9 protein-coding genes are annotated in these 11475 nt (G+C 34.0%); 2 read left to right on the top strand and 7 right to left on the bottom strand.

Annotated features, from left to right (window positions below):
• Positions 1-115: 115 nt before the first annotated feature.
• Genes A3854_RS05080 through mqnP form a run of 3 tightly spaced genes read right to left on the bottom strand, consistent with a single transcriptional unit; the run spans position 116 to position 2011 of the window.
• The gene (locus A3854_RS05080; protein WP_084041589.1) at positions 116-622 is read right to left on the bottom strand and encodes a DUF6115 domain-containing protein; all 507 of its coding nucleotides are present in this window, start codon (positions 620-622) and stop codon (positions 116-118) included.
• Between the two features lie 10 nt (positions 623-632).
• Entirely contained in the window at positions 633-1154 is a 522-nt protein-coding gene (locus A3854_RS05075; protein ID WP_084041588.1) for a hypothetical protein, read from the bottom strand.
• A complete protein-coding gene (gene mqnP, locus A3854_RS05070; protein ID WP_084041587.1) occupies positions 1151-2011 on the bottom strand; it encodes a menaquinone biosynthesis prenyltransferase MqnP in 861 nt (286 codons plus the stop codon). Before mqnP ends, A3854_RS05075 begins: the two co-directional genes overlap by 4 nt.
• A 105-nt stretch (positions 2012-2116) precedes the next feature.
• Here mqnP and A3854_RS05065 point away from each other — a divergent pair, with 105 nt between their 5' ends.
• Positions 2117-3331 carry an FAD-dependent oxidoreductase gene (locus A3854_RS05065; protein ID WP_084041586.1) on the top strand — a complete coding sequence of 405 codons (1215 nt, stop codon included), beginning with the start codon at positions 2117-2119 and terminating at the stop codon, positions 3329-3331.
• Positions 3332-3333: 2 nt separating this feature from the next.
• A complete protein-coding gene (miaA, locus tag A3854_RS05060; protein WP_084041585.1) occupies positions 3334-4209 on the top strand; it encodes a tRNA (adenosine(37)-N6)-dimethylallyltransferase MiaA in 876 nt (291 codons plus the stop codon).
• A 30-nt stretch (positions 4210-4239) separates the two neighbouring features.
• On the opposite strand, the gene A3854_RS05055 is transcribed toward miaA, so the two are convergent.
• The 4 genes from A3854_RS05055 to A3854_RS09585 all read right to left on the bottom strand — a co-directional run.
• Positions 4240-5232, bottom strand: coding sequence for an iron-sulfur cluster assembly scaffold protein (locus A3854_RS05055; protein WP_021090546.1), 993 nt, complete (start codon positions 5230-5232; stop codon positions 4240-4242).
• Between the two features lie 18 nt (positions 5233-5250).
• Positions 5251-6441 carry a NifS family cysteine desulfurase gene (locus tag A3854_RS05050; protein ID WP_084041584.1) on the bottom strand — a complete coding sequence of 397 codons (1191 nt, stop codon included), beginning with the start codon at positions 6439-6441 and terminating at the stop codon, positions 5251-5253.
• A 415-nt stretch (positions 6442-6856) separates the two neighbouring features.
• On the bottom strand, positions 6857-8215 hold the full coding sequence (locus A3854_RS05045; RefSeq protein WP_084041583.1) for a thioredoxin reductase: 1359 nt from the start codon (positions 8213-8215) through the stop codon (positions 6857-6859).
• A gap of 3 nt (positions 8216-8218) precedes the next feature.
• Positions 8219-11475 (bottom strand): hypothetical protein (locus A3854_RS09585; protein ID WP_084041582.1); only part of this gene is annotated, 3257 nt, incomplete at its 5' end.

Genomic DNA, 11475 nt, shown 5'->3' with positions numbered 1-11475 from the left:
TAGAGCTTTTTATAATTTTTTCAATTATATGTTAAAAGATTTAAATCAAAATAAAAATTTAAAGCAATTTTTGTAGTTTAAGAGTGGATTAGTCTTTTTAAATCAAATGGCGATTTTAAGCTAATTTATGAAATCTGAGCACAAACTCAACTCGCCCCATGCCTACATGAAGATCCTTCGCGATCATAGCTGCACTCTTTCCATCTTTAAACATTTTTAAAATTTGCTCTTCTTCATTGATGACGCTTGGTGCGATTTTATTAATATCTCTTGTTCGCTCTTCAAGACTGACGATTCTATCTTTTTGTTCTGTTGCAAAATCATCAATTACTCGCTCAATGCTCTTAATCGCACGAATTATTGGCACAATCTTTTCATTTATTTGTAAATCAATATTTTCTTTTATCTTTTTTTTTAGTGGCTCATATTGTTCGCTATTTTTAAACGCCTCGCCCTCAAGCATTGAAATTTGCTTTTTGAGGTTAAAATTTTCTTGCATAACACTTTCTATCGCTCGTTCAAATCTCATAAATTTCTTGTTTGTCTCATTATCTTTTATAAAAAACAAAGCAACTATTATCGCTAAAACGATTCCAAAGCCTAAAAAGATATAAATTTCCATATTTTTCCTTCTACGAGTTCGCTCTCATTTCTCTTATCATTACACGTTCCCTAGCCGTCACATAAGCATTCCAGTCGGCTTCGTCTTCTTCGTGCATGTTTTCTATCTTTGCAAGCCTTTCATCAATAGCCTTTAGATAAAGGCTCAAATTTCTCTTTGGAAAGATAGGCATGGCAATCCTTGCGTAGTAAATTTCATCTTTTTGAAATTTATCTTCACTTATTTTTATATGCGCAAAGCCGATTTCATCGATACTTGCACTCTCATTTAGTGGCAAATACTGCTTATGTTCGTTTTTAATGTAATCACTTAGCGCATCTACTTTTCTGTGAAGTTCTATCAAAAGAGTCAGTAAAACTTGATCGCTCTCTTTAGTCTCGCCGCGTGATTTTGCTCGCTTTAGCCACGCTCCAAGCGCATCTTCGTCACCTGGCAAGATAGAGTTAAATTCTCTTAAAAACTTCTCATCTCCACTTTTGTCGCACTCATAAACCATGCTAAGAGGCGCCTTAAAAAGCCTTACTTCGCTCATAATACACTTATCCAAACAAAGATGAAAAATAAAATTCCTAAGTAGCCATTTAGTGTGAAAAATGCCCGATCTATCTTGCTAAAGTCGCGCCTTACGATCCTATGCTCGAAAAATAATATCACGCCACTTACCACAATGCCAAAAAACGCCATCGCTCCAAGCCCAGCCGCCCAAGCAAAAAGTAGCCAGAGTATAAAAGCTAAGGCGTGAAAAATAGCTGATAAAAACAGTGTCGCCTTGTCGCCATAAATGGCTGGTATGCTAAAGAGCTTGTTTTCTTGGTCAAATTTCATATCTTGAAGCGAGTAAAGCAGGTCAAATCCAGCCACCCAAAATGTCACACCAAGGCAAAGTAGCACGCTCCAAAGCGGTATGGCAGCGCTCACTGCAACCACGCCAGCGATAGGAGCAAGTCCAAGACTAAGGCCTAGCACCAAGTGCGCTAGCTCGCTAAAGCGCTTAAACAGCGAATATCCGCTAAGAATAGCTAAAATAGGAAAACTTAGCCAAAATGCGAGCGAATTTATAAAATAAGCGCATGCGATAAAAATAAACGCATTTGCCACTATAAAAAGCTGCATATTGCTCCTACCGATACGACCATCAACGCTTGGACGGCTTGCAGTTCGCGGATTTAGCTTATCGATATCTTCATCTTTGTATCTATTAAAAGCCATAGCAAAATTTCTAGCACTAACAGCGCAAAAAGTACCTAAAATAAGTAGTTTAAAGCCAAACCAAGCTGAGCCACTTTCTATCTTGCTAGCAACTATCATCGCAACAAAAATAAAAGGCAAAGCAAAAACAGAATGCTTAAAAACGATAAGTTCAGCGATAATTTTTAATTTTTCTATCATTTGATAAATTTCCATTTTCTTTAAAAATGGTTGATTTTACACCATTTTGCTTTAAATTTGAATTTATATTATCATTACAAGATTAATTTAAAACAAAGGGTTATTATGGGCAAAGTAGCGATTATTGGAGATAGTTTTAGTGCGTTATTTACGGCTTACGAATTAGCTAAAAAGGGTGAAGAAATTTTAATTATTAGCAACCAAAAAGATGATTTTACAAATGGAATTTTAACGCCTTTTGGCACACACGCTCTTGCAAAAGATGGAGCGATATCTAGCTCATTTATGGGGCTAGTTAGCAAAAAAAGCGAGCTTGATATAAGTATTTGCTTAAATGAAAATTTTAGAGCTTGGATGACAAATTTTACACTTAAATCAACCAAAGCTCACGACAAAAAGATGCAAATTTTGTTTTCAAAATTTGGTAAGAAAAACTTTGAAATTTTAAGAGATTTAAACAACAAATATCCGCAGATAAATTTCGATGAGAGCGGTGTTTATCTACTTTTTAGCGATGATGAAAGCTTTAAAAAAAGGCTTGATGAGATAAAGGTTGCCCATAGCGAGCAAGAAATTTTAAGCGTAGATAAAGAGCTTGCAAATTTTGGGCTAATAAATAAAAACATAAAAGGCGCTATAAATTTAGCCAACAACGCAAGCATTGATACAAATGAGCTCAAAAAAGCTTTGATAAACGAGCTAAATTCTCTTGGGGTAAAATTTATAAATGATGAAATTTATGAGCTAAAAACGCAAGGACAAATAGTGCAAAAAGCTACCGGCAATAACGGCGAATATGAGGCCGATAACTTTGTGATCGCTTCAAAAAATTTAGAGCTTTCAAATAAGCTAGGCACGAGCTTAAATGCGATTTTGGCTAAATTTTACACCATTGATCTTAGCCTAAACGAAGGGCAAATCCCTAAAAAACCAATCATTTTAAATGATCTATTTGCCAAAATTTATCCAACTAAAAATGGCGTTATGATTATTACAAATTTACAAGTCGGTGCTATCGATACGCTTGTTAAAACTGAAAAGATTAATGCATTTTTAAATGAACTAAAGATACATCTTGGTATAAGCGAGCTAAAAGAGCCTAGCTTTAGGGCAAACTACGTACTTCTTAGCTCAAACGATAAGCCGGCTCTTGGACGCGATAGCGTATATAGCAACTTGGTCTATAACCAAGCTTATGGACTAAATGAGCTTAGCTTTGCTCCGTATTTTGCTGGTGTTTTGGCTAGTCTTATAAAAGATGGCAAAAATAACAATGAAAATGATGAAATTTTACTCTTTAGCTCGTTTTATGAGGGCTAGACTTGTTTAAAGAATTTGCAATAATTGGCACCACAGCAAGCGGTAAAAGCGATCTTGCATTTGAGCTTGCAAAGAAGCTTAACGGCGTCATCTTAAGCCTTGATTCGCTTGCACTTTATAAAGAGATAGATATCGCCAGCGCAAAGCCAAATAAAGAGCAGCTTGAAGCCATAAAGCACTTTGGTGTAAATGAAATTTATCCTGATGAAGAATTTAGTGTTGGGGCATTTTTTGAAATTTATAAAAATGCAAAGAATTTTGCGCGCTCACAAGACTGCCCACTCATCATTACAGGAGGCAGCGGCTTTTATCTAAAATCAATGCTTAGCGGACTTGCACCAGATGTGCCAAAATGTGAGCTAAATTTAAGCAATGAAGAAATTTACGAGTTAGCTGCAAAAATCGATCCTGAGTTTGCAAGCAAATTTAGCCAAAAAGACTCTTATCGCCTCGAAAAATGGTATCAAATTTATAAATTTAGTAGCCAAATTCCAAGCATTTGGCTAAGAGAAAATACTAAAGAGAGCATCATAAAAGAGCTAGCGATATTTGAAATTTTATGGGATAAAGATGAGCTTAGAGAACGTATCAAAAAGAGAACAAAAGGTATGCTTGAAGCCGGGCTCATAGATGAGGCAAAATTTTTATTTGATAAATACAAAAGTGAGCCAAAACCCCTAAAATCAATAGGTTTAAAAGAGTGCAAGCAATTTTTAGATAAAGAAATTTCTAAAAACGAGCTTGAAGAGCTCATAGCTACGCATACGGCTCAGTTAGCAAAACGTCAGCGAACCTTTAATCGCTCTCAGTTTGAAAAAAAATTTGTGGGTGATTTGAATCAAATTAGAAGTGAAATTTTAAAATTCTTAAGAGAATAAAAACTAGCCCACAAGGGCTAGTCAATAAAATCAAATAGGCATTACCCTAATTTTTGGGCTTAAGCTCTCTTGCAAGACATTTTCAATCGCGTAAAGAGTACCAGTTGAGCCACTTGCACAGCCTGAGCAAGCACCAAGATAGCGGATATAAATATCAGTATTTTCTCCGTTATCATTTCTGATATCTAAAATTTCTAAATTTCCACCATCCATCTCAAGCATTGGGCGAATTTCTTTATCTATGACAGACTCTACTGCTTTTAACTGCCCTACCATCGTCATATTTTCAAAGCTAATGTCACCTAAAGTGTGATTTGCTTGGGCATTTGCCTGAGCTTCGATCTTCTCACGCTCCATCTCAGCCCTAGTATCACGCAAAATATCCACCAAATAATATTCTCTTTTTTCATGGCCACCAGGCTTTACACAAGACTTGCAAAATGCACCAGCTTTGGTGTATTGCGTGATCTCCTCTACTGTGTGAAGGTCATTTAGTCTTATCACTTCTTTAATCGTACCAAGGCTTACCCTAGCGCACTCGCAAACGATGATCTCATCTTCAAAATGCTCTGGATCTATGCCTTTATAGCTTGCAGCTGCTGCTTTTATAACGTCATACGCCATAACTGAGCAGTGCATCTTTTGAGGTGGAACTGCTGGCGTATCTGGATTGTCGCGCATAGCCTTTTCGACATCAAGATTTGTGATCTTGACTGCTTCATCGACCGTTTTACCGATGCAAAGCTCAGCCATCGTATCAGAGCTAGCTATCGCTGTGCCACAGCCAAAGCTTTTAAATTTAGCATCTATTATTTTGTCTGTCTTTTCATCAACAAGCCAGTATAGCCTAACCGCATCACCGCAGCTTTCTGCACCAAAGTCAGCCACGATAAGCTTTGCGTTTGCCTTTTTAGCATCTTCTTCGGTTATCTCTCCCATAAATTTAGGATTATTCATCCTATCTTGCACTACCTTAGAATACTCATCCCAGATAGAGCCTCCGATCAAATTATTCTTTGCCATGTTATTTTCCTTTAAATTTTATAATCCGCTCTTATGCCATTCTGGGGCGTAGGCAAATGTACTAGAGATACCTCTTAGTCTATTTACTGCTTTTGTTATATGCTCGATCGCATAATCAATCTCTTCTTCTGTATTAAATCTAGAAAGAGATAGTCTAAGTGCGGTGTGAGCCAGCTCTTTATCTGCCCCTATGGCCTCCATTATTGGGTTACTCTCTAATGTTTCACTTGCACATGCTGAGCCAGTAGATGCTGCTATGCCAGCTTTGTTTAGATCCCAAAGCATCGCTTCGCCTTCAACGCCTTTTATAGAAGCCAAAATGGTATTTGGCACACGTTGCTCTTTTTTACCAACGACGCTAACGTCAGGAATTTTTAAAATTGCATCTTCAAGTTTATCACGCAAACGGCGAACATGAGAGTGCTCATAATCCATAAATTTATTTGCCAGTTCAAGTGCTTTACCCATGCCGATGATGCCAGGAACATCGAGCGTGCCACTTCTGCGTCCACCCATGTGCTCGCCGCCGTGAAGCAAGCTACTTAGTGGCATACTATTTTTTATAAATAGTGCTCCAACACCCTTTGGTCCGTGAAATTTATGCGCAGAAAAGCTTAAAAAATCAACGTCAAGATCTTGAACATTTATCTTTATTTTACCGACTGCTTGAACGGCATCCGTGTGAAATAAAGCTCCATATTCATGAGCGATACTGGCAAGCTCTTTTACAGGAAAGATCATGCCAGTTTCGTTATTCGCGCTCATTATAGAAACAAGCGCTACATTCTCATCCATTACAGCTCTTAGTTGTTCTGGCGTGACTATGCCATCGTTATTTACATCTAAAACAGTAAGCTCTACTCCATATTTTTCTAAAAATTTACAAGTCGCCAAAATAGCTGGATGTTCAACTGCGGTTGTTACGATACGCTTTTTCTCGCCAGTTGCTATTTTGTCAAAGTAGATGCCTTTTACTACCCAGTTGTTGCTCTCAGTTGCACATGAGGTAACGACGATGTCATCGCTATCTTTTGCATTTAATCCAGTATAGAGCTGATCTAGTGCTGTTCTTAAAGCTGGATGTGTTTCAGAGCCAAATTTATGAAGTGAGTTTGGATTGCCGTATTTTTCACAAAAATATGGCTTCATAAGCTCAAAAGCTTCAGGATCAACCATTGTTGTAGCGTTATTGTCTAAATATACTCTCAAATTTAAAACCTTAATTAGGATAAAAAATATCCTTTTTATTTTTGTTGGGATATTATAACAAAAAAGTTAAAAGCAAGTTTAAAAATATGCTTTAATTTTTTCAAAATTCAGCTCATTTTGATATTAAAATATATTGAAATTCTTTATCAAAATTTGTATAGATCGCTATTTGCGATTTTTCTTATAAAAAAAGTCTAATTATCTCCTAAAATTAATTTATTTTTTTAAGTTAATAGTGCGACAAACATATTACTTGCGTGCATTATCTCTTTATAGTTTTCTTCTAGTTTTTCATATGAGGTTTTATAAGGTTCTATTAAGCCGGTTATCATAGAGATGATTATGTCTTTGATTGTAGTGGCTTAATATATTTATGTTTGGCTCCGTTTGGAGCCATAGATATTAAATTTATTATCTAATCCTTTATATTATGCTCTTTTGCATAGCTTAATATCTTTTGCCTAAGATCTTCAGGAAAACTTTCTCTATACATCACTGGTGTTAGAGGATTTAGCTTTTTGTCTAATTTACCTGCTTCATATAGTCTTGTTAGCTCTTCAGGTGTGTTATAGTATGGTGCATTAGGATAGCCCTCTGGTGGGGTTAAAGACATTATTTTGGATTCTAGGATGGTGGAGTCAATGTAAAGGTCTATGTCTCTATCTTCATAATTAGCAGGATAGCCTTTTTCAGAAAAAATTTCTGCATATTCTGGCAGTTCTTTTTTAACATAAGAGACAAATTTTTCTCTTGTAGTCTCATTGGCATCAAAGTCTCTAGGGTCTAGTAGCTCGTCCTTGTCTTCTACAAGTTCTCTTAAAACTCTATGCATTGATCCTGTAGGATTAATCACTATTCCGCCCCTATTAAAATCCATCACAAAGTAATTACCTACTATCTCATCAAGGTAAGGCATCATGCCATATTCATCTAGTGGAGGATTTTTAGCTAGTTTTCTAAATTCTTCAGCCATTTGTAAATTTTTGTTTAGACCTATATCATAAGTAGTGTATTCAAATAGATCACCTAAGAATTCTAAAGCTTTTACTATCCCTAATTGAGCTGCTAAGAAAATTCTTTGATAATCTCTTGCTTTAAAGCCTGCTTCATTTCCATGTGAAAATCCCATAGGATTTCCAAGTATGCCAGCACATATTCCCCACTCTGCAGAAAAGAGCATTGATTTTAATGTACCTTTATTAGCATTTACTTCATCATAAATTTCAGCATATTCTGGTTTAGTTAGTTTGCCTTTGCTATCTACTCTAGCTATTGCATCTTCAGGAATATCTATCATAGTACATTTTAGATTACTTCTTTTTACTAGATAGATATATCTATCTCTTTTATCTTTTAAGCTTTCATAGTAAGCTTTTTCTGATTTAGTCCAAGGAGATAGTTTAGTTGAGCTTGGTTTATAGCTAATATCTAGCCATGGCTTAAATGATAGATAGTCTGTTTGACCTAAAGAATTTGGTTTAGGGTTATAGTATAGTGGTTTATAGTTTTTATATGGAGATGAGTCTAGGATGGAGCGGGCCTCAAGGAGCATTTGGGATTTTTCTTTAAAATACTTTGTTGTATTGTCATCTTTTGTTTTAGAAACGATCAAATTTGTCTCTTTATCAAATAACACCTCTTCCCCATTCGGAGCTATTACCATATATGTATTATTGTTATCCATTAAATTTCCTTTATTCATTCTTTTATTTATTGCTATTAGTGATATGGCTATTACTAAGATAGCTAAAGCTGTAAATATAATCTTTTTCATCTTTTATCCTATGTAAAGACCATCTTCCATTACTATTGTAGTGGCTAGACGACCTACTAGGCGAGGAGGAATATTCTCTTTTGTTCTTTTTCCGTGCTCTATTTTACACCCCACATACACACCTTTAATGTTATTGTTGCCTATGGTATCTAATGCTTTTATTAGATCTCTTGAGAGATTAGAGTGGTTGTTTTCATCGCTGGTGTTAAAGATTCCTTTTTTAAATTTGTTTATTATCTCAACAGCCTTTTGGTAGTCTTTTATAGCATAAGAGAAGCTCATTCTATCTTGACCATTACCTTTATTGTATATATCATAAATTTCTTTCTCCTCTTTCACATCCAAATTTAACTCCCTTATATCTACATCTGAGTTTGTATATCTGCTTCTTGCATAATTAAAGTAGTTTGCATCTACTTCATTGCCAGCTCCTCTTAGTTCATCTAAACATAGATAAGCACTAAGGTTATTTAGTGCTAGCTTTGAAGCAAGGTTATGTGAGAGTTTGCTTTGTTTATTGTTTATATCATAGTAGATAAATGAGTTATAGTCTAATCCTCCACTATTTATATTAGCTCCTAGAAATAGTCTATTTAAATTTAGACTTATATAGTTTTGATAGATCATCACTGGATAGTAGCAATAGCTATTTGTACTATTTTTATCATAAGCTTCTTTTATAGATATAGGTTTATATGAGATATTATTTAGTGCGTAAGCTTCATTAAATTTATATGTGTATCTTGTATGCATTATCTCTTTATAGTTCTCTTCTAGTTTTTCATACGAGGTTTTATAAAGTTCTATTAGACCTGTTATCATAGAGATGCCTATGTCCTTACCAAGAGTTTTAGTATAGTCTTTGATTTCTTTTTTCATAAGCTCTACATCTCTTATATTAAAGCTATACGTGTATCTCATAAATGTATATGTCGTTATCTCGCTATAAGATATATTTAGTTTAAAATGTTCTATTGTTCTATAAAGTATATAGGTATTTTGAGCTTGCAAAATTAAATTTAGCTTTGATCTTTGAAGTACTATATTTGTAGTTTTTAATCTTGTGATATACAAGAAATATTCATCTATTTGTTTAGTCTTTTTTGCACTAAATAGTTTTTTTATTAAATTTAATACTCCAAGCTCGTCTAAAAAGGCGTCTTTTAATTTCTTTGCATCCCTTTCAAATATAAAAGAGCTAAGCATCTCATAAATTTTAGATATGCCATCTTCACTTGCAAAGCCTGCTATTGGGAATAATCCTTCAATGGCTGTTTTTACAAGTAAAGAGCTTACCTCTTTATCCATATCTCTATCATTATGATAAGCCTTATATTCTAAGTCTATGGCTTTTTTTAAGACGTCTTTATCCTTAGAAGCTATCACTTCTTTTATCAAAGTTTTATCTTTCTTGCAGCTTTCATCTATATCATTGGCTTGCTCTATTAGAAGCTTCATTAGATCACTTTGTAAAGGATCTTTTATATTTGTATTTACGCTACTATCATTTTCTTCTAAAAGTTCTTTTATGCTATATACATTCTTAGTATTTCCTGCACCATCCATATAATCACTAATCTCTTCTATACATAGGTACTCATTTTTGCTTAATCCACTACTTTTAGCACTTTCTTTGTAAAAGAATAATCTTATATCACTATCACCTAACTTTACAAAAGAATTTACATTTATAGTACTTATCTCTTCATCACCTACTTTTATATATTCACGGGAGTTTTTTATAGATTTGTTTAACAACTCTCCTGAATAGCTTTTGGTCATTATAAAGTAAGCCACGCCAAGGCAAAGTACTTCTAAAAGAGAGTAGTATGGAGTTGGCTGATCATCTAGTATCTCTTTTACGGCACTTTTTACAGAGTCTATATCTCCTAATATCTCATATTCTTTTATCGCTTCTATCTTATCGTAGCATTCATCTTCGAAATTCATTCTATCACTAACATTTTTATTAACTCTGTCAAAGACTGCTTTAAATGCTAGAGTTGATTTTTCCATATACTCTTTTTCACTCTCTTTTATCTTCTCCATATCATTTGGTTGCTTTGCATAAGCATTTATATGAGAGACATTTATATCAAAAAGCTCATCGTACTTTAATTTGCTTAATTGAAAATCATAAGCATCGCTACTATTTTCTTCTGTATAGCTTTCACTATATTTTTCTTTATTCTCTTCTATATTATCTATATAGCTTTTTTCTATCCTTGCAAATGGAGATAAATTTAGTAAAAGAGTTGATTTATCATTGTTTTGATCTATATCTATACTATATTTGCTATAGTCTTTTACTGGATTTAGAGTCTTTATGTCACTAAATTTTTGTTTTACCAGGTTGCTACTTTTTGATCTATTTATATCATCTTTTATAGTTTGATCAAGACTTTTACTAATAACTTCCTCTCTTAATCCTGCACTTGATCTAAAAGGAGAGTTTGAAAGAATAATGTAGTTTTTATTTAAATTTGAGAAGTCTTTACTATTCATCTCATCATTTACTGAGGTATTATTTTTATCGGATTTATCTGCTATTAGATTAGCTAACTTTATAGAGTTAAAATTTGAAGCACAGATAAAATTTAAATTTGCATTTGTACTTTTTATCTCATCTTTTAATCTACTAAATAAAGTATCATCACTCGAGCCAAAGCCTAAATTTTTATTTACCACGTCATAAGAGCAAATCTCTTTGGAGTAATCAAATACAGATACATCATCTAAATATCCATATACACTATATCCTTCATCTGTATTATAATTAGTCTCTTTTTCGTTAATGCTATATTTAAAAGGGCGGTAGTCTAAATTTAAGTGAGTAAAGTCTAAGAAAAAACCAGATCTAGAATTTTTATCACTTTTAAACACCAAGACATTGCAGTTTGAACTTATATTTAAAGTATTTACGACAGAAGCAAACCTAGATGTAAAAAAACTTAGTATTGGTAAGGATACACCGTAAAATGCCCTATTGCTATCATATTCATGAATTGCATACGCCATCTTTCCAAGCTCATAAGCCACAAAACCAAGATTTGATTTTTTTATTATGGCCTTTGGATCGGTTATATCGACTAGACTTAATATAAAAAGAGCTATTTGTTTTATTATAAATTCTCCATTTTCCGAGCTTAGCTCTTTTAAATTTTTATCTAGCTCATCAAAACACTCCTTTATGCTTCTTTCAAATTTGCCCTCATCTAATCCTTCGCTAGCTATCAATGATTTAGCGTCATTTAGTAGAT

This window comes from Campylobacter concisus (assembly GCF_002092845.1).
Classification (GTDB): Bacteria; Campylobacterota; Campylobacteria; order Campylobacterales; family Campylobacteraceae; genus Campylobacter_A; species Campylobacter_A concisus_AQ.
Note: the sequence above shows the minus strand (reverse complement) of the source record. Positions and strands in the feature narration are given on the sequence as shown.

What these genes read in the sequence shown, in the direction of transcription:
- A3854_RS05080 (WP_084041589.1), bottom strand. Translation starts at nt 622, where the DNA reads ATGGAAATTTATATCTTTTTAGGCTTTGGAATCGTTTTAGCGATAATA.
- mqnP (WP_084041587.1), bottom strand. Translation starts at nt 2,011, where the DNA reads ATGATAGAAAAATTAAAAATTATCGCTGAACTTATCGTTTTTAAGCAT.
- A3854_RS05055 (WP_021090546.1), bottom strand. Translation starts at nt 5,232, where the DNA reads ATGGCAAAGAATAATTTGATCGGAGGCTCTATCTGGGATGAGTATTCT.
- A3854_RS05065 (WP_084041586.1), top strand. Translation starts at nt 2,117, where the DNA reads ATGGGCAAAGTAGCGATTATTGGAGATAGTTTTAGTGCGTTATTTACG.
- A3854_RS05045 (WP_084041583.1), bottom strand. Translation starts at nt 8,215, where the DNA reads ATGAAAAAGATTATATTTACAGCTTTAGCTATCTTAGTAATAGCCATA.
- A3854_RS05075 (WP_084041588.1), bottom strand. Translation starts at nt 1,154, where the DNA reads ATGAGCGAAGTAAGGCTTTTTAAGGCGCCTCTTAGCATGGTTTATGAG.